The organism is Paraburkholderia atlantica, from assembly GCF_009362785.1.
Classification (GTDB): Bacteria; Pseudomonadota; Gammaproteobacteria; order Burkholderiales; family Burkholderiaceae; genus Paraburkholderia; species Paraburkholderia atlantica.
Window position 1 is genome coordinate 37,305 of record NZ_WHNQ01000023.1, and the last position, 17,447, is coordinate 54,751.

General features: G+C 59.6%; 17 protein-coding genes. 9 read left to right on the forward strand and 8 right to left on the reverse strand.

All coding sequences use genetic code 11. The features are described 5' to 3' along the window. The first annotated feature begins 3 nt into the window (after nucleotides 1-3). The 3 genes from GCT19_RS27455 to GCT19_RS27465 all read left to right on the forward strand — a co-directional run bounded on the left by GCT19_RS27455 (nucleotide 4) and on the right by GCT19_RS27465 (nucleotide 3,736). Nucleotides 4-1,413 carry a four-carbon acid sugar kinase family protein gene (locus GCT19_RS27455; RefSeq protein WP_152853680.1) on the forward strand — a complete coding sequence of 470 codons (1,410 nt, stop codon included), beginning with the start codon at nucleotides 4-6 and terminating at the stop codon, nucleotides 1,411-1,413. 332 nt (nucleotides 1,414-1,745) lie between these two features. Further along, on the forward strand, nucleotides 1,746-3,158 hold the full coding sequence (gene pyk / locus GCT19_RS27460) for a pyruvate kinase (protein WP_152853681.1): 1,413 nt from the start codon (nucleotides 1,746-1,748) through the stop codon (nucleotides 3,156-3,158). A gap of 47 nt (nucleotides 3,159-3,205) precedes the next feature. Beyond that, nucleotides 3,206-3,736, forward strand: a complete 531-nt coding sequence (locus GCT19_RS27465; RefSeq protein ID WP_152853682.1) for a hypothetical protein — start codon at nucleotides 3,206-3,208, stop codon at nucleotides 3,734-3,736. A 260-nt stretch (nucleotides 3,737-3,996) separates the two neighbouring features. Here the strand turns inward: GCT19_RS27465 and GCT19_RS27470 are convergent, their stop codons facing one another. The 3 genes from GCT19_RS27470 to GCT19_RS27480 form a co-directional block, all read right to left on the reverse strand. Continuing rightward, complete coding sequence (locus GCT19_RS27470; protein ID WP_227749343.1) at nucleotides 3,997-5,895, reverse strand: TRAP transporter large permease; 1,899 nt, start codon at nucleotides 5,893-5,895, stop codon at nucleotides 3,997-3,999. An 8-nt stretch (nucleotides 5,896-5,903) separates the two neighbouring features. After that, entirely contained in the window at nucleotides 5,904-6,935 is a 1,032-nt protein-coding gene (locus GCT19_RS27475; RefSeq protein WP_152853684.1) for a TRAP transporter substrate-binding protein, read from the reverse strand. A 1,081-nt stretch (nucleotides 6,936-8,016) separates the two neighbouring features. After that, entirely contained in the window at nucleotides 8,017-8,646 is a 630-nt protein-coding gene (locus tag GCT19_RS27480; RefSeq protein WP_152853685.1) for a TetR/AcrR family transcriptional regulator, read from the reverse strand. 130 nt (nucleotides 8,647-8,776) lie between these two features. Between GCT19_RS27480 and GCT19_RS27485 the strand changes: the two genes are divergently transcribed. From GCT19_RS27485 to GCT19_RS27500, 4 genes are read left to right on the forward strand one after another with little or no spacing between them, the layout of a single operon-like run. Then, nucleotides 8,777-9,859, forward strand: a complete 1,083-nt coding sequence (locus GCT19_RS27485) for an alkene reductase (protein WP_152853740.1) — start codon at nucleotides 8,777-8,779, stop codon at nucleotides 9,857-9,859. Nucleotides 9,860-9,909: 50 nt separating this feature from the next. Then, complete coding sequence (locus GCT19_RS27490) at nucleotides 9,910-10,698, forward strand: SDR family NAD(P)-dependent oxidoreductase (protein ID WP_152853686.1); 789 nt, start codon at nucleotides 9,910-9,912, stop codon at nucleotides 10,696-10,698. A 42-nt stretch (nucleotides 10,699-10,740) separates the two neighbouring features. Continuing rightward, on the forward strand, nucleotides 10,741-11,604 hold the full coding sequence (locus tag GCT19_RS27495) for an alpha/beta fold hydrolase (RefSeq protein WP_152853687.1): 864 nt from the start codon (nucleotides 10,741-10,743) through the stop codon (nucleotides 11,602-11,604). A 6-nt stretch (nucleotides 11,605-11,610) separates the two neighbouring features. Beyond that, nucleotides 11,611-12,612: an NADP-dependent oxidoreductase gene (locus tag GCT19_RS27500; protein ID WP_152853688.1), complete on the forward strand. Its 1,002-nt coding sequence runs from the start codon at nucleotides 11,611-11,613 to the stop codon at nucleotides 12,610-12,612. Nucleotides 12,613-13,402: 790 nt separating this feature from the next. On the opposite strand, the gene GCT19_RS27505 is transcribed toward GCT19_RS27500, so the two are convergent. The 3 genes from GCT19_RS27505 to GCT19_RS27515 all read right to left on the reverse strand — a co-directional run bounded on the left by GCT19_RS27505 (nucleotide 13,403) and on the right by GCT19_RS27515 (nucleotide 15,358). Continuing rightward, nucleotides 13,403-13,618 carry a hypothetical protein gene (locus GCT19_RS27505; protein ID WP_008919201.1) on the reverse strand — a complete coding sequence of 72 codons (216 nt, stop codon included), beginning with the start codon at nucleotides 13,616-13,618 and terminating at the stop codon, nucleotides 13,403-13,405. 63 nt (nucleotides 13,619-13,681) lie between these two features. Next, on the reverse strand, nucleotides 13,682-13,921 hold the full coding sequence (locus GCT19_RS27510; protein ID WP_152853689.1) for a hypothetical protein: 240 nt from the start codon (nucleotides 13,919-13,921) through the stop codon (nucleotides 13,682-13,684). Between the two features lie 1,149 nt (nucleotides 13,922-15,070). Continuing rightward, nucleotides 15,071-15,358 (reverse strand): hypothetical protein, encoded by a 288-nt coding sequence (locus GCT19_RS27515; RefSeq protein WP_152853690.1) that lies wholly within the window; start codon nucleotides 15,356-15,358, stop codon nucleotides 15,071-15,073. An 80-nt stretch (nucleotides 15,359-15,438) separates the two neighbouring features. On the opposite strand from GCT19_RS27515, the gene GCT19_RS27520 reads away from it, so the two are divergent. Both GCT19_RS27520 and GCT19_RS27525 read left to right on the forward strand, forming a co-directional pair. Beyond that, entirely contained in the window at nucleotides 15,439-15,624 is a 186-nt protein-coding gene (locus GCT19_RS27520) for a hypothetical protein (protein WP_152853691.1), read from the forward strand. 340 nt (nucleotides 15,625-15,964) lie between these two features. Beyond that, nucleotides 15,965-16,249, forward strand: coding sequence for a hypothetical protein (locus GCT19_RS27525; RefSeq protein WP_152853741.1), 285 nt, complete (start codon nucleotides 15,965-15,967; stop codon nucleotides 16,247-16,249). A gap of 180 nt (nucleotides 16,250-16,429) precedes the next feature. On the opposite strand, the gene rpsU is transcribed toward GCT19_RS27525, so the two are convergent. Then, on the reverse strand, nucleotides 16,430-16,642 hold the full coding sequence (gene rpsU, locus GCT19_RS27530; protein WP_084743565.1) for a 30S ribosomal protein S21: 213 nt from the start codon (nucleotides 16,640-16,642) through the stop codon (nucleotides 16,430-16,432). Between the two features lie 107 nt (nucleotides 16,643-16,749). Further along, the gene (gene infA / locus GCT19_RS27535; RefSeq protein ID WP_152853692.1) at nucleotides 16,750-17,016 is read right to left on the reverse strand and encodes a translation initiation factor IF-1; all 267 of its coding nucleotides are present in this window, start codon (nucleotides 17,014-17,016) and stop codon (nucleotides 16,750-16,752) included. Nucleotides 17,017-17,447 lie beyond the last annotated feature (431 nt).

Here is a 17,447-nt window from a genome sequence, read left to right on the forward strand (position 1 = left end):
AGGATGAGTGCAAAAGCTGAACAATCCGACGCGGCATTGCGGCTGGCTTTCTACGGCGACGACTTTACCGGGTCGACTGACGCTCTGGAAGTCCTGGCGTTCGCGGGGCTGCGGTGCGCCCTTTTCTTGAAAGCGCCTTCGTCCGAAAAACTATCGCAACTCGGCGGATTTGACGCAATCGGTGTCGCAGGTGACAGTCGAGGGATGAGTCCGTCCGAAATGGACGAGTCTCTTCCGTCCGTATTCGGTGCTCTACGCGACCTGAATGCCCCGATTCTTCACTACAAAGTGTGTTCAACCTTCGATAGCGGCCCGACGATAGGAAGCATCGGAAAAGCGTTGGAGATAGCCCGCGCTGGAATCACGAGTACGCCAGTTCCGATTGTTGCCGGCACTCCAGCATTAAAACGCTACTGCGCCTTTGGCAACCTGTTTGCCCGATCCGGTACCGATAACAAGACCTATCGAATCGATCGCCATCCGATTATGAGTGTCCATCCTGTCACACCGATGATGGAAGGAGATCTTCTGCGTCATCTGGCGCTGCAGACAGACCTGCCTCTCTCCGGGATTTTCCTGCCCAGTCTGGAAGGCGCCCGCGAAGAAATAGACCGGGCGTGGTCGGAAGCAACTTCAACCGGCGACGTGGGAATCTTGCTCGATACAGTGACTCCACGTCATCTGACCGAAGTCGGTCGCCTTCTTGACAGGTACGCTACAACCGTCGGCCCTATCTTTACCATTGGCTCGTCTGGCGTCGAATATGCGATGACGCAATGGTGGCGGGAGCTCGGCAATCTTCCCGATACGCGGCGATCTTACGACCGTATCGCGCCCACGAGTCAAATTCTTGCGATGTCTGGGAGTGCCTCACCGCTGTCTGCCGCACAGATTGACACGGCGATCGCGGCAGGCTTCGCCGAGATTGCCATCGACGCAAAAGCGCTTGTGCGGGAAGACTCTTGGCAGCAAACAGCTGCAGATATCGTCGGACGCACGATTGCGCTGGTCAGCGAAGGGCGCAGTGTCATCATGCATACTGCGCGTGGCCCGCGCGATAAGCGCATCGCCGCAATGCTTGAGTGCTTTACCGCCGACGGACTGACCGAGGACGACGCTCGGCATCAAGGCGGGCGATTGCTGGGCCAACGGCTTGGCGCAGTCGCGAATGCTGTCCTCGAGGCCACTTATTTGCGCCGCCTGGTTCTCTCAGGCGGCGATACGTCGAGTCAAGTCACACAGGTTCTTGGGCCCGATGCACTTGAGATTGACGGCCGCCTCGCCGCGGGCGCGCCGCTGTGCCGGGTGCTTTCCGATAAGCCTCATTTGCAAGACCTGCAGCTTGCCCTGAAAGGCGGCCAGATGGGCGACGAGAACTTCTTTGTCATCGCCCGGGATGGCACCACAACATAATCGCCGCGTCCCGCGGCGCAGCGACACTTTCTTCACGCCGCAAAGTAGATGCTGAGGGGATCCGCGCCCTAAAGCGCGTTCCCGTTTGGTCAATCAAACACGTCGGACACCGGCCCGACGGTTCGGCGATTGCGACCAGGAGGGCCGTGGGCACGGAGTCACACGGAGCAAGTCCCTATCGCATAAGTTCCCTATACGGATCGGGACCGAGTGCAATGTCGTCACATCCGAAGGGGGGAGTTGCTCGCTTACCCAGGCGGCGTCATCTCCGGCCCGCTTCGATTCCTCGTCTCTTTCGCACGAAGTCTTCCGCAACCTCAAATTCTTCATCGATGAACAGAAACCGCTCCACAAAAATCGTTGCGACGCTCGGACCGTCAAGTTCCGCCGAGAGCCTGATTGAAAGCCTGTATGTCTCCGGCGCCGACGTTTTCAGGTTGAACATGAGCCATGGCAGTCACGCGGAACAGGCTCAGCGACTGCAAGCAATTCGCAGGATCGGGGCCCGACATGGTCGTCCGATCGGCGTGCTGCTTGATCTGCAAGGACCGAAGCTACGAGTCGCGCAGTTCAAGGATGGCAAGGTCGATCTGCGGCCAGGACAGACTTTCAGTTTTGACCTTGATAGCGCACACGGTGATGAGTCGAGGGTCTGTCTCCCCCACCCGGAAATCTTCGCAGTCGCCGCGATCGGCGATACTTTGCTCGCCAACGACGGCCTGCTGAAGTTCAGGATCGTCGATACATCGCTTACCCGCATGACGACCGAAGTTGTCATCGGCGGCATCCTTTCGGACCGAAAAGGCGTCAACGTCCCGAGCGTGGTCCTCCCCATTCCAGCGCTGACCGATAAGGACAGGAAAGACCTACAATTTGGCTTGGAACAAGGCGTAGAGTGGATCGCACTGTCTTTTGTGCAGCGGGCAGACGATGTGCGCGACGCGCGCAATCTGATCAAAGGCCGGGCTAAGATTATCGCCAAGATCGAGAAGCCATCCGCTGTTGATTCGATCGAGGAGATCATCGAGGCTTCTGACGGAATCATGATTGCGCGTGGCGATATGGGTGTTGAGTTACCACCCGAGGAAGTCCCGGTAATCCAGAAGCGAATCGTGGGTTTATGCCGAGAGGCAGGAAAGCCTGTCGTTGTGGCAACGCAGATGCTGGAGTCGATGGTGAACTCTGCCGTGCCCACGCGAGCGGAGACGTCCGACGTGGCGACGGCCGTTTTTGACGGCGCCGATGCCGTTATGCTGTCCGCGGAGTCCGCGTCAGGCGCCTTCCCAGTTCAAGCGGTTTCGATGATGAATAGGATCATCGAGCGCACAGAGAATGCGCCCTCGTATCGTCAACTGCTTAAAGCAGTCAGGCCGCCCGCATCTGCTGCCGCGCCGGAGGCGATCAGCGCAGCGATATTTACCATCACATCGATGTTGCCGATCGCAGCAATCGTCGCCTACACCACTTCCGGCGCGACTGCTGCGCGGATTGCTCGCGAGCGGCCAGCCTCCCGCATCCTGTCGCTCACTCCTGATGAAGCCGTTGCGCGTCAGCTTACGTTGACCTGGGGTGCCTGTCCTTTACATGTCGACGATGCGCAGAACGTTGAAGATATGGTCACGAAGGCCACCGCAGCAGCGCATCGAATCGGGGTCGACCGCCGCAAACCATTGCTGATCGCAGCAGGTGTCCCGTTTGGCACGCCCGGCATCAGTAACCTTCTGAGAATCGTCTACCCTTCCTGATCTTTCATTCATACGTCAGGGCATGGGGGTGCGCTGTGCGGGCCCCCATGAGTTTCGGCAAGGCGCTGGTATCCGCCATGGTAACGAAAGCACAGAACCTCAAAAAACCACGCCGCGGACCGGCGCTGTCAAAGCAGATGCTTCTTCCGCTTCCCTTGCCGCTTGTCAAAGACCTGTCTTTAGTCTCGCACCTCGCCCTTGCTTCGTTTCAATCGGGCCACGGCAGCCAGCATCTGCTATATCAACTCATCCGAACGACATATCTGTCATATCTGATGTGGAAAGAGGGGCTGGGCGCCGGTGCCTATCAGCTTTACTGCGACGCTGAACGCGAGATAGAGGCCATAGCGGCTGTTCGCGCAGGCGGCGGGCCGTGGATGCTCAGTGAGAACGCTAGCTCTATACTCGAGAAGATCGTATGTATCTATGACGTCCAGCTTGGCGGCATATCTGCGGGACTTTTCACACGATGCCAGGCTAAGTTGGAACAGCTCCTTGGCATGTTGGTAGTCCGATCCGGGGAAGCCTTGCTGCAGCATGAACAATCCAGAAGCGCCGATGAAACTACGAGGGGCTGATCTTCCATCCAGCGTAGCGTATCGGCCGGCACAGGCGAGCTTGTTGCAGGCACCGTTCTGTTCTCTTGTTCCGCAAACTTGATACCGGCGGGAGCGCACTGACGCCGTGTCCAATCCACGCGGCGATAGTTGCTTCCCGCCCTCTCATGGCCTTATCAACTTATCAACATCCCCACGATCGCCTGATGCCCCGAAGCGACTTCCAAACAAAAAAGGCTGAATGTGCGTCCAGCCCTTTTGATTTCTGCGTTAGGCGCCTCTCAGGTTTTCAGAAAGCCGGTCGAAATCCACGGTACCGCTGCGATGACCACGATGCCAATGAACAGTGCGGCCATATAACCCATGATCGGACGGATGCCCAGGTTCGGCGAGATCTTGCTGACCGCGCACGCGCCGTAATACCCGACCCCGAACGGCGGCGAGAACAGCCCCAAACCCATCGAAAGAATAACAACCATCGCGTATTGAACTTCATGGATACCGACAGCCCGGGCAATGGGGAAAAGTAACGGCCCGAAGAGCACGATGGCTGGTATTCCCTCGAGGACGCTGCCCAGGATGATGAACATGAAGATCGACACAACTATGAAGGTGAACGCGCCCCCTGGCAGATGCTGCATGAAATCCGCCAGTCCGTGAGAGAAGCCGGACTGTGTGAGCGCCCACGCCATCGCTGTAGCCGTACCAATGATGATGAGGATCGCACCGGAAAGAGCGGCCGTCTCAACGAGCATGGGGCCAACACGCTTCCAATCAAAGCACCGATACACCAGGAGCCCGGCGACAACAGAATACGCGATGCCGACTGTCGAAACTTCCGTTGCCGTGGCTACGCCTTCCACCACAGCCACGCGGATCACAACCGGAAGGGCCAGAGCCGGGATCGATACCACAAAAGCCTTTCCGACCAACGACCACGCGGCCCTCGTGGAGGATGTGGGCTCGAAATTTCGGGCCCGCCACCAGACAAGCATGCACAACATGAATGCCAGGACGAGCCCCGGCAACAGACCGCCGGTAAAAAGCGCAGAGATTGATACGCCAGTAACCGATCCGATCGTGATGAGCACGATGCTTGGCGGAACCGTTTCGGTCTGTGCGCCGGTTGCCGATAGCAGTGCGACGAGCTCGCCGGGATTCTCGCCACGCTTCTTCATCTCAGGGAACAGAATTGGAGCAACGGCCGCCATATCGGCCGCCTTTGAACCGGAAATCCCGGAAATCAGATACATCGCGCCAACCAGAACATATGAGAGGCCACCCCGAACATGACCGAGCAACGATGCCAGGAAGTTGATCATCGCCCGTGCCATCCCTGTCATCTCAATGAGAAGCCCGAGGAAAATAAACATCGGCACAGCCAACAGAAGGATTTGAGACATTCCTTCGTCCATGCGGCTGACGACAATCTCCAACGGCATGGCGGTTGACATCGAAAGATAAGCAAATACGGAAAGACCGAAGGAGAAAGCGATAGGCATTCCGCTCAGGACGGTGAAACCAACCACACCAACGAAGAAAATCACCAAGTTCAGGTTTCCAAGCGATTGCAAAACCGGTCCGGCATGTTCCAGCGCAAACACAGTCACTAGCGACACCGCAATCCCAGTGATAGCAGTCTTCCAGCCGATTGCTAACAGCTTGACCACGCAGATCAGCAGCATCGACACAATGCCGAAGATGATAGCCGCGACGCGTAGGCCGTCATTGATCTCCATAGTCGGGGTCAGAATGTCCCACTGCTGCTTGATGTAAGCGATCGACGGAACAAGTACCAGTCCGAGAAAGAGCATGCTCGCCACCATCGAAATGGTGTCCCAGAACGAATCCCAGTGCTCGCCCATGCGGTTGACCAGTGCCGTCATGCGCATGTGGCTTCCTCGATGCAACGCGGTAGCTGCACCCGTCATGGCGAGCCAGAGAAACAGGATGGCAGCGAGTTCGTCACTCCAGATTAACGGGTGGTGCAGGACATAACGGGCCACAACGCCGCTGAAAAGCAGGATAATTTCTGCTAGCACCAGCAGTGCCGCGGGCACAGAGACGATTACGCCGAGTGCGAAGTCCACACGGGACAGCCAGCGGGGCACCGTCTTCGTCGTGTGGTGGACGGTTGCGCTGGTCTGTTGTTCGAGCGCGTCATCCACGTCTTTCAGCATTTGCGTTCTCATGCCAGCTTTCCCGTGTATTTCTCCATGAGAGTCCATTCTTCGTCGCCGAAGTATTGCTTCTGCTCCGTGTAGAAGTTCGCGGATTTCAGGGTTTGGCGGAACGCGTTCGCGTCAGCGGTATTAAACGCAAGCCCTCTGCCCGCAAGCGTCTTTTGCAGGGAGGCGTTCAACTGGATCACGTCTTGTCGTTGCTTCAGTGCCCCCGCATTGAGGTGCTTTGAGACGATGTCACGGACGGTGGGCGGCATTTTTTCCCACGCTGTCTTGTTACCCAACAACCAGTAGCCGTCCCACATGTGGTTCGTCATCGAGCAGTATTTCTGAACTTCATAAAGCTTCGCGGCGTCTACTACAGCCAGCGCGTTCTCCTGCCCGTCGACGACCTTTGTCTGCAACGAAGAATAGACTTCGTTGAAGCTGATCGACGCCGGAGCGGCGGACAGCGACTTGAACAGCGAAATCCAGAGACGACCACCCGGCACCCGGATTTTCATGCCCTGCAGGTCGGCAGGAGTCTTGATGGGCTTCGTACTGGTCGTGATCTGGCGGAACCCGTTGTTCCAGATCTTGTCCTGAACAACCAGATTTGCCTTTCCAATCAGCCCGCGAATATGGGCGCCAAGGTCGCCATCGAATGCTGCGAATACCTGGTCATAGTCTTTATATGCAAAGCCGACTCCCGAGATGGATGCCTTCGGAACCAGAGTCGAAAGGGTATTAGCGCCCGAGACCGTATAAAACTCCAGTGCGCCAGCCCGCAACTGCGAGAACATGTCTGGGTCGCCACCGAGCTGATTATTCGGAAACACCCGAAGGTCGACTCGACCGTCTGTCTCCTTTTTGATCGCATCCGCTGCCTCTTGAATACGAACATTCAGCGGATGATTTGCCGGCAGGTTCGTGCCGACCTTATAGGAGAATTCTGCCGCGTTGGCGCGTCGAACCCACGGACCATCCAGGAGGCCTGTCGCAGCGATAAAGGCGGCTCCGGTTCCGGTGATGAGAAAGTTTCTACGATTGAATCCCATATTTGTCTCCAACGATTTGAATAATCGTCCGCCAAGGACTTTGCGCTTTATATGATTACCTGCCTTTCCGCGACGCGATGGGTCGAAGGAGCGGTTTTGGTGCGCTTTTGATTTGACGCGCCGGTCGGATCGGTGCGTGCATTTAGAGTAGCGGACGCGCCGCTCTTCAACAAACGACTTTATCTCGACCTACGGTGAGAAAAAATCGCTGGCCCGAACTTCGATAGGCGACGGCTTCGGCAGACGCGGCCGCGCGAAGCGGCAGCTGCGGGCACTACATCCCGCGCCCTGAACGTGTGGTCACTGCTCCCCAGGAATCCCGCTCCGCGTCGCCCGCAGCGCGGCGTCCGGACGCGCTGCCTTCTCCGTTCCGCGAGCTGTACTGGCAACCTCGCGGTCACCAACGTTGCGGACCCCGCCGGATTTGGCGATTTTTGCGCAGGCCTTTTCGGTGAAAAAAAATCGTCTCTTTGACGAAGGCTCTCGTCGGCATGACACGCCGCGCCGAACTCACTGGATCCTAACTGTGGGGCAAGCTACTGTCCGGCGAAACACGCTACATCGATATCGGAGGCTCATTGTTCACTGCGTGCTTGTTACGACCGCGGAAGGGGTAGTCCGTCCACTGCGATTAACCATTGATTAATGGCTGCGCCATCTCTGTCCTGATAGCTCGCGCAGCTGGCGGATTCCGAATGCAACCGGCCATTGGAATGTCGGCTTTGTGCATTGCCCGAGCGGCAGCTTGTGGCCCGGCAAGCGTCCGCTCGCCGGCCATGTCGCCGTCAGACCTTGGTCTGTTCTGCCATCTCGAGGGCATCGTCGACTTCAATGCCGACGGCTTCCAAGGTACAACGGCCGTTCGGGCGATCATGTCGGTCGCGACGTCCAGTGCCAGTGCTTCGGTGATCAGCTGGGCCGCTTGCTGACGGACAGGTTCGGCGGCGGCGTCGGCAACCCGTTCGCCAGTTTTCTGATCCCGTTGTCATGGATCGCCGCTGCTCGCGATCTTGTGCTCCCGCCTGCTGTGCGTTGTTTCGCAGGCGCCTTTCGGACATTCGGTTTGCCGCCGGTAACGGAGTTACTCGGGTCTTGCCGACGTGCCGCTGCCGTGATTGCGCGTAGGTTCGCCTGCGGTCGCCGACGGGCCCATTGACGCCAGAATCTGGTCGCGGCAAACCGCAAGAATCTCGTCGGCCAGCGGCGAATCGTCCGGGCAGGCGCGCGACATGACAATGGCACCGACCGCGTGCGCCAGTATGTCGAGGGACCTGGCTCTCGCCAGGCGTGTGTCCTCACCGTTCAACGCACTACTCTCGGGATTCAGCACCGTCAGCAGGCTCTCAATGCCGGCCGCGAAGGTGGCGCGAACTGCTTCCGGCTGACGCGCGGCATCCCCGCCCAGTGCGGCCATCGTGCAACCGGTCGCGCGGGTGTCCCGGTGCTCGCGAGAAAGGTAGTACCGCACAAACTCAGGCGCGTCCACACCCATGCTCAGCGCCACGGTCTGCGCGATTCCGCACGCCGCCGATTCCGCCATCAGATCTGCCTTGGAGCCGAACTGCTTGTAAAAGCCGCCGTGGGTAAAGCCGGCGGCGGCCATCAGATCGGCAATGCCGACCCCATCGTAGCCGCGCTCCCGAAACAGCTGCGACGCCGTCTCGACAACGTGCTCACGGTTGGCCTGTGCCTGTGCCTTGGTGATCTTCATGGTCTGGCCACGATGGGTTCATGTGTGAAGGCTTCATTATACATTGATGTCGATCGTCATCAAAACCTTGACATTTTTGATTATGATCGTCATCATTGGTCCTGTTCCCAACCTCGAACCTGACGCAAACATGACCGACAAGACGCTTTTCGAGCCCTACACCCTGGGCCGTCTTACCGTCGCCAATCGCTTTGTCATGGCGCCGCTGACCCGCAACCGCGCCGGCGCGGGGCTGGTGCCCAGCGAGCTGGCTGCGGCCTATTACGCGCAGCGCGCCTCGGCCGGTCTGATCATCACGGAGGCCACTCAGGTGTCGGCACAGGCGCAGGGCTATCAGGACACCCCCGGCTTGTACACACGCGAGCAGATCGCCGGTTGGCGCACGGTCACCGAGGCTGTGCATACGAGGGGCGGGCGCATCTTCGCGCAACTCTGGCACGTCGGCCGTGTTGCGCACATCGATCTGCAGCCGGGCGGCGCTGCGCCGGTCGCACCGTCAGCCATTCGTGCAGCGACCAAGACCTTCGTGAACAACGGATTTGCCGACGTCTCCGAGCCGCGCGCTCTGGAACTCGCCGAACTGCCGGGCATCGTGAACGACTTCCGCCAGGCTGCGGCGAACGCCATTGCAGCCGGCTTCGACGGCGTGGAGATCCACGGCGCCAACGGCTATCTACTCGAGCAGTTCATCAAGGACGGAGCCAACCAGCGCACTGACGCCTACGGCGGCTCGATCGAGAATCGCGCGCGCCTGTTGCTGGAAGTCGTCGCTGCCGTGGTCGAGGAAATCGGCGCCGACCGCACCGGGGTGCGCATCTCGCCCGTGTCGCCGGCAAACGGCATTTCCTGCAACGATCCTCAGCCGCAGTACGATTACATCGCCGGGCAGCTTAGCGCGCTGGGCATCGTCTATCTGCACGTGGTCGAGGGTGCGACCGGCGGCCCGCGTGATGTCGCACCGTTCGACTACGACGCGATGCGCCGCCGGTTCAGGCAAACCTATCTGGCCAATAACGGCTACGACCTGGAACTCGCTACCTCCAGACTCAACGAGGGCAAGGCAGATCTGTTCGCCTTCGGCCGCGCCTTTATCAGCAACCCCGATCTGGTCGAACGCCTGAAGACCGGCGCGCAGCTCGCGCAGCCGGACTTCGCCACCCTTTATGGTGGCGGCGCTGCGGGCTATATCGACTACCCCTCAATCACCGCTTGACGCGCGCTGCCAGCGTCCCTGTCGAACCTCTTTTACAAAGGAAATAAACCATGACCACGCTTCCGACGGTGCTCGTAACCGGCGCCTCCTCTGGCATCGGCGCGAGCTACGCCGAGCGCTTCGCCGGCCGCGGCCACGACCTCGTGCTGGTTGCACGCGACAAGGCGCGCCTCGATGCGTTGGCCGCGCGCCTGCGTGAACAAAGCGGCGTGGCCGTCCAGGTGCTGCAGGCCGATCTCACCCAGCCCGCCGACCTGGCTGCGGTCGAGTGTCGCCTGCGCGACGACACTCGCATAGGCTTCCTGATTAACAACGCCGGGATGGCCCAGTCAGGCGGATTCGTCCAGCAGACGGCCGAGGGCATCGAGCGTCTGATCGCGCTCAACACCACGGCGCTGACGCGGCTCGCAGCCGCGGTCGCTCCGCGCTTTGTGCAGTCTGGTACTGGCGCGATCGTCAACATTGGCTCGGTGGTGGGTTTCGCGCCCGAATTCGGCATGTCGATCTACGGCGCCACCAAGGCGTTCGTGCTGTTCCTGTCGCAGGGACTGAGCCTGGAGTTATCGCCTGAGGGCGTCTACGTACAGGCGGTGCTTCCGGCGGCGACCCGCACGGAGATCTGGGGACGCGCCGGCATCGACGTCAATACGCTTAGCGAGGTGATGGACGTCGGCGAACTGGTTGATGCGGCACTGGTCGGCTTCGATCGCCGCGAACTAGTGACTATCCCGCCGCTGCACGTGGCGGCGCGCTGGGACGCATTGGATGGCGCGCGTCAAGGGCTCATATCGGACATTCGACAAGCCCAGGCGGCCGAACGCTATCGGCCCGGAGCCTGACCGCCACAATGACCGGGGCGGCACCCCCGACGAGAATCGACCATGAACTTCAAAGCGCCGCAGGCGTCTTATGCCCACGCTCAGACCAAGCTCGTAGAGGCGGGCGGAACCACGTTCGCTTATCGGGAACTGGGACAGCATGGCGGTACCCCGCTAGTCCTGCTCAACCACTGGGGCGCCGTGCTGGACAACTTCGACCCGCGCATCGTAGATGGCCTGGCTCATGAGCATCACGTTATTGCCATCGACTATCGCGGAATCGGTTTGTCCGGCGGCACCGCGCCGGTGACCGTCGACGAGATGGCGCGCGACACTATCGCGGTGATCCGCGCGATGGGTTTCGATCAAGTAAATCTGTTCGGCTTTTCGCTTGGCGGTTTCGTGGCGCAGGACGTGGCCCTGAAGGCGCCTGCCCTTGTGCGCAAGCTCATCCTTACCGGCACCGGCCCCGCGGGCGGTCAGGGCATCGATCGTGTCGGTGCGGTGTCGTGGCCGCTGATACTCAAGGGCCTCCTGACGCTACGCGACCCCAAGACCTATCTCTTCTTCACCGCTACGGCCATCGGCCGGAAGGCAGCAAGCGCCTTCCTGAAAAGACTGAAGGAGCGCCGCGCCGATCGCGACAGGGGACCGACACCTCGCGCGTTTTCGCGCCAGCTCAAGGCGATCAAGGCTTGGGGCCAGCAGGTGCCGCAGGAGCTCGCCGGCCTGCGCATGCCGGTCCTGATCGCCAATGGCGACAACGACATCATGGTGCCCACCTCACTGAGTCTCGACATGGCTCGCCGCATTCCCCATGCGCAGTTGGTCATCTACGAAGACGCTGGGCACGGCGGCATCTTTCAATATCACGCTGACTTCGTGTCGAAGGCGCTGGCGTTCCTGGCAGCACCCTACCTTGGTTAAAGCAACATGCAAGCACTCACATTCAAACGCTATGGCAGATCACCTGAGATCGAGTTCGACGACGTTCCACGCCCCACGTTAAAGGCGGATGAGTTGTTGGTGCAGGTCCACGCGGCCGGATTGAACCCAATCGACAACATGATTCCGGCGGGCACGTTCAAGCCCGTCCTGAAGTTCGAATTACCAGCCACGCTAGGCAGCGATATTGCCGGCGTGGTGGTTGAGGTTGGCAGTCGCGTGACGCGTTTCAAGCCGGGCGATGCCGTTTTTGCCAGTCTCTTCGATCTTGGCAGAGGGTCGATAGCCGAATTCGCGGCGGTGCCGGAAAGCGTTGCCGCACCGAAGCCGGCCAAGCTCGACTTTGTGCAGGCCGCTTCCGTTCCGATGGTTGGCCTCACCTCGTGGCAAGCATTGAAGGAGCGTGCCAATGTTCGATCTGGCGAGAAGGTGTTCATCCCTGCGGGGTCGGGCGGTATCGGTACCTTCGCGATCCAGCTAGCAAAGTACCTCGGTGCCAAGGTAGGAACGACCACCAGCACGGGTAATGTCCCACTGGTCACCACGCTGGGCGCAGACGAGGTGGTTGATTATAAGAAGGAGAACTTCGAAAAAATGCTGCGGGGCTACGACGTGGTGCTCGGTACACTGCGGGGCGATGCGATCGAGAAAGCCATCGGCATTCTCAAACCAGGGAGCAAGGTTGTCTCGCTCATCGGTCCGTTGGACGCAGCGTTCGCACGCGCACGACGCCTGAATTTCTTTCTAACGTTCGTGTTCGGCTTGATGAGCCGAAAAATCATGCGCCTTGCAAGAAAACGGGACGTCACCTACTCATTTCTATTCGTCCGTCCCGACGGCGCCCAACTCGCCGAAATTGGAGGACTTCTCGAGTCGGAACACATTCGTCCGGTGATCGACAGGGTTTTTTCGTTCGAGCAAGCGAAGGAAGCGCTTGAATACTTGGCTCAGGGACGCGCGAAGGGCAAGGTCGTCGTGAAGATCAAGTGAGTGGCCAAACGGTTGACTGTGCAGGAGCTTGCCCTAGCGACTGAAGCCGGTTAGAGGGCAGAGTCGACGCCCGAACGTCCGGGCAAAAGCGCGAGCGAATGACGCTTGTTGGCCGCACGCCGCCCGATGCAATCGGCCGTACCCGACCCCGATCCGGCCGTTCCGGAATGCTCTTTCGATGGTCGCTGCCCGGACCGCAAAGGTCATCCGCTTTTTGGGGCAAGTGGTTTTTCGATTTCTTGGGCAACATAGGTAGGCAGTGACCGGTGCGTCGCCTTGGATCGCGGCGGGGCGGCGTCAGACACTGGCGATCAGCCTAAAGGTCGTCTTATGTGAGAATCGATCGATGCAGATAACCTGTGCTGCAGCCTTTGCCATCTAACCATTTCGCCTTCGACCATCGCCAGTTCGTTCCTCTGGATCCACGTGCTGACTTCAACCTTGTCCAAAGCGTTAGACAATCGCGATGCTGCTCCACTCGCAGCTGCTGCCGCCTCATTTGCACCCGAACCCTCAGTTAAGCACCAACGATGGGCGCAGCGCCGGCTTCCCTGAAGCGGTCAGCGAAACGCGCCGAGGCGCGCGGTGGTGACCGTAGAGCATATCAGGACCAAGCGGCGTAATGAGGTGTGCGTTGATGTCCGAAAGGCAACATTACTGAAACGAGCTGACGACTGCGATACATTCATCGAGTGGTAGTTGCTGTCCGACTCGGCCCCGCCCCGCCAACCGCGAATGGTCCGCCTCCAGATCAATCGCTCTCACGTTGCATCTGTATGCGAGACGTCTGTCAGCCGAAGCGCGCCTCCAGCCAGTCCTGCGCCCAGTTCTTCGCATAGGCTATCGCGTCCTCGCGTGCGTCAAAGCCGGCCAGATCGCCGCTCGAGTGAATCTCGTACCCGGTGCCGTCCGCACGGCTGCCGCTGATGCGCGCGTGAGCCATGTACTCCCCGTCGGCCCTACGCGGTGTCGGGTCGACAACGATCAAAGTGGAATTGAAGCGCATAGGGGTTCCTTCAGGGTTGTCGCCCGATTGCGGCTGTCGCATAGGGGCGTCGAAAAGCGCGACTCAGATGCTAAGCCTGGCCATGATCTGTCCGGCCTCGTAATCCGACTCGCAGCTTGTCATGCCGTGTTCACGCAGCAACGCACGAATCGACACGAACATCAGGAACGCGTCTGAATTGACCTCGTGACGACAGTCATGGATGACGCTATCCAGTTCCGCCTCCGCGCCGGGCGGCAGAAACTGGTCGACGATGCCCGAGCCATTGCACCGGATCCATTTCAGCAGGTCATTCCTTTGCATATCAAACTCCAATGTGTGCAATGGCGCGCTATCCACGACAAGCGGGTGAAGGTCCAGCCCGCGGTAGAGACGGGACCGCGTTGTCATGAGGCACCTTGAAGGCCGCATCACCGTACGGCGCAGGAGAGCAAGCGTAGAGATGTGAGCCGTTGCATCGGCAGCGCTTCACACGTTCGGCCACGTCGAGTGGTTATGGGTGAAAGCGGGAAAGTCCCGTTCCGCGGAGTGAAGCAGCTATCAGGATGCCGGGAACGGCTGCAGGTCGACCGCAGATCTCATGCTACGCCCATTGATAGATTTGTACAGAAGAACCCGTGCTTTGCCGTCGGAAAAGCACGGGGGAACGTGCAGGTCAACTCGGTACTTATGACCGTAGTGCCGGTGGACTGAGGTGTCCGATGATCCGCATCCGACTGCTTCTCTTCTCGGGCTCGTCAGGTAGCGACGCACAATGCGCCATTTCGACATGCGAGTCAGGAAGTCTCACCTCAACTGTTCAACCACCGCGAAACGACGCATCTGGCCCACGCGTACGCGCCCACGACCACGCCATTGTCGAGCGCGACACGGAATCGGCATCCGATAGGACTTCATCAACGAATACTCGAACTCAAACAGTTCGTCCTCGGCCATGCAGGTTCCGGTTGTGTCATCGTACAGATTCTTCCGAGGATCTGTACGATGTGAATCTCGGAACCCCGATACAGGATCATCCGTTACATAGGGCGCTCCGATTGATGAATCGATACGCGCAGGGAGGCGACCGACGGGTGGACGTGCCAGCGGACGAGCTTCCCGTCGACAAGGACTACGCGCTGGCCCAGTCTGGGGGCGGCGGCCAATCCGACCTGACATCCATTCAGGCATGCGAACTGATGCGCACACCCGCATCTCCGTGCGCATGGAGTGCTAATTGAGCGGAGCCCGCGTCAGGCTCTCGCGAACGCTCGCGACAGAAGGTTTGCTTCGCGGCGCAGGAAATGTCGGTCAGCGTTCCGGACGCGCGGCCGACGGCCAGCACGTGGCATGCAGGAGATCGGTCTAAGCCATTGGCCACCTTTCTGATGCGACGACAGTTAGATCGGCGACCAGGCAGAGAGCGACCCGTCGCCTGGGCACATCAGTTAAGGCCGCGCTTCAGCAGCGTTTTCATATGTCGATGACCGAAGCGCCACTCACCTTTCCGTCGACGATGTCCTTTCCCTGCTGCCGGGCGGCTCGCCTTGCCGTACCGAAGTCGGAGAACGCATACGGCTGGTTGAGCCTGAAGACCCGGCTTGCAGCGGGCGTTGCTGTCACCGCCGGACGACATATCCGCACCGCAATGTCATAACCTTCGGCGTAACGGGAATGTCCGTCAAAGCGACTGAAAGTGCGGGGAAAGACGAGGGGATGAAGTTCGTACCCCTTGTAGAGAAGAAACGGGTGTGTCGGCATGGTGGTCACTCCGCAGGGGAGGACCCACTATACCGTGGATCGGACAGCGTCGGGCGGCCGAGACTGTTACCAGAATTGCATTGACCGAAGTTACTGTGGCGCGTATGTTGAAACTCAAGGTTTTCAAAGCAGGCGACTGTCCGCACCGTTATCACGTTTATTTCGACGAGCTGACGACGGCTATCAGCCTCGCTCCACGTCCACGCTTACGTAGCAGTTTCTTCAAGGGCGCCACCGCAGCGACGGCCGGGGGCCACACGCAATGAGGCAGGCCCCGGATACCGGCTTCGTCACACAAATGACGAAGGCTGTCCGCCCATGGGCTAGCGAATGCGAGGTGAGGCATGGCAGTGACCATGCTTCGTGGACTCGGGGCAGCGCGGCGCGATCGAGCAAACGAAAACGGAATGCCGCCTGAGCGAGCCCTTGCCGATGTGAGACTCGAAGCTCGCGTACTCGTGTACAGGATATCCAGCCGACAAACTTCGTTCCGGTCACTTCGCCGCCGTCGGTGCGGCTCGTCTGGCGTTTGGTATATCGCCTTCAGCCAGATCTGTAGAACGATAAAAAAACCGGCCGCGTGCTGCGGTCCAAAGGAGTTACATGATGACAACCACTCGCCATTATCGAGGTTTCGACATTTCCCTGCTCGTGTATCCGCATTGCACGACTCAACCGGGATATGGTCACAATTACGAGGAAGGATTCGATGCTTCGATTCGCATCAGCGACCCGGATGCCGTGACGGACAGCCCCCGAAGCCGCTTATTCCGTGTGCCCGGCAAGCGGCCTTTCGAGAGTGCCGGCGACGCAAGGCGCGCGTCGGTGGCCTACGCCGAAATGCTGATCGACGGTGACGGATCTGAACGCACTATCTGGGAAGCGGCCTGAGTGCTCCAGCCACAGCAATTCGGTGCGGCACGATAGCCGTGAGCAACCGCAGCACGTGGCTGTATCCACATTGACCCGCCTTTTGAGGGGATCCCGTGCCAGTGGCCCTGCCTGCCAGCGAGATGCCACGCACAGTCCGCATAGACGGCCGCTTCAGCATGGCCGCCCGGCAGTTCCCGGTCAGTACCGCTTTTTCGGCGGCAACGACCGTTTGATCTGCTTGCGCAGGCGTGCCACTGCAGCAGCCTTTTTGCGTTTGCGTTCGGTGGTAGGTTTTTCATAGGCTGTCCGGACACGAAGCTCCGGAATCAGGCCTGTGCGCTCGATCGCGCGACGGAAACGGCGCAATGCAACTTCCACGGGCTCGTCGGGTTTGAGAATTACGGTAGTCAATTTTTTCCTTGGTTGATATCCGCAAGCAATTGCGAATGGTGATGCGGATGTGCACGCAGCGTCGTGGCACAGGGACGGGGCACAGCCGACGGTCGCATATCGCGCCATCAACGACGACGAAATGCGGCTCTTTGCGTTGCGCCGCCGTTCCGTTCATCCTTATGCCGAAAATTGATTCGGCCTTTCGTCAGGTCGTACACCGAAAGTTCCAGCGTTACCCGATCGCCCGCAAGGATGCGAATGTGATTCTTGCGAATCCGACCGGACGCGTACGCCCCTACCACCACGCCATTGTCGAGCGTGACGCGGTAGCGGCTGTCTGGCAGCACTTCGTCAACGATACCGTCGAGTTCCAGCAGTTCTTCTTTGGCCATTCAAAAGCTCCTGGTCAATTGGCGTGACACAGGCTCAATTGCCGCATTGAGGAAGAAGCCGCGAGCGTTGTTGGACACACGCTCGCGCGATAGTGGGAAGCATGAAATCGCTGGGCAGCCCTTGCGTCCTGGAAGTCATGGGCACCGCGTGGCCGGGCCGAGAATTAGGTGCGCGAGGCCGATCGGTCAGACACTGCGGCTCGCAATGCCGGCCGGATGCGAGTCGGGGCGTGCAGTCCAGCGACCGCTGCTATCGCTTGCCTCACTGGACTATCAATTAAAGGAAGTGTCGCGACCAACCAACGCGCGTGTTTTAGGTGCTGTGCGAACTCACTAGACCCGCATTGTAGCCGAAGACGCCATGTGCCCTGCCACTACCGGCGGGGCCAGAAGAAGGGAGTGTTGCCAGCCATGCGTGCCGGTGATGCACA

Excerpts from the sequence above, each read along its gene's own strand:
- GCT19_RS27455 (WP_152853680.1), top strand. The coding sequence starts at position 4 with ATGAGTGCAAAAGCTGAACAATCCGACGCGGCATTGCGGCTGGCTTTC.
- pyk (WP_152853681.1), top strand. The coding sequence starts at position 1,746 with ATGAACAGAAACCGCTCCACAAAAATCGTTGCGACGCTCGGACCGTCA.
- GCT19_RS27465 (WP_152853682.1), top strand. The coding sequence starts at position 3,206 with ATGAGTTTCGGCAAGGCGCTGGTATCCGCCATGGTAACGAAAGCACAG.
- GCT19_RS27470 (WP_227749343.1), bottom strand. The coding sequence starts at position 5,895 with ATGCTGAAAGACGTGGATGACGCGCTCGAACAACAGACCAGCGCAACC.
- GCT19_RS27475 (WP_152853684.1), bottom strand. The coding sequence starts at position 6,935 with ATGGGATTCAATCGTAGAAACTTTCTCATCACCGGAACCGGAGCCGCC.
- GCT19_RS27480 (WP_152853685.1), bottom strand. The coding sequence starts at position 8,646 with ATGAAGATCACCAAGGCACAGGCACAGGCCAACCGTGAGCACGTTGTC.
- GCT19_RS27485 (WP_152853740.1), top strand. The coding sequence starts at position 8,777 with ATGACCGACAAGACGCTTTTCGAGCCCTACACCCTGGGCCGTCTTACC.
- GCT19_RS27490 (WP_152853686.1), top strand. The coding sequence starts at position 9,910 with ATGACCACGCTTCCGACGGTGCTCGTAACCGGCGCCTCCTCTGGCATC.
- GCT19_RS27495 (WP_152853687.1), top strand. The coding sequence starts at position 10,741 with ATGAACTTCAAAGCGCCGCAGGCGTCTTATGCCCACGCTCAGACCAAG.
- GCT19_RS27500 (WP_152853688.1), top strand. The coding sequence starts at position 11,611 with ATGCAAGCACTCACATTCAAACGCTATGGCAGATCACCTGAGATCGAG.
- GCT19_RS27505 (WP_008919201.1), bottom strand. The coding sequence starts at position 13,618 with ATGCGCTTCAATTCCACTTTGATCGTTGTCGACCCGACACCGCGTAGG.
- GCT19_RS27510 (WP_152853689.1), bottom strand. The coding sequence starts at position 13,921 with ATGCAAAGGAATGACCTGCTGAAATGGATCCGGTGCAATGGCTCGGGC.
- GCT19_RS27515 (WP_152853690.1), bottom strand. The coding sequence starts at position 15,358 with ATGCCGACACACCCGTTTCTTCTCTACAAGGGGTACGAACTTCATCCC.
- GCT19_RS27525 (WP_152853741.1), top strand. The coding sequence starts at position 15,965 with ATGACAACCACTCGCCATTATCGAGGTTTCGACATTTCCCTGCTCGTG.
- infA (WP_152853692.1), bottom strand. The coding sequence starts at position 17,016 with ATGGCCAAAGAAGAACTGCTGGAACTCGACGGTATCGTTGACGAAGTG.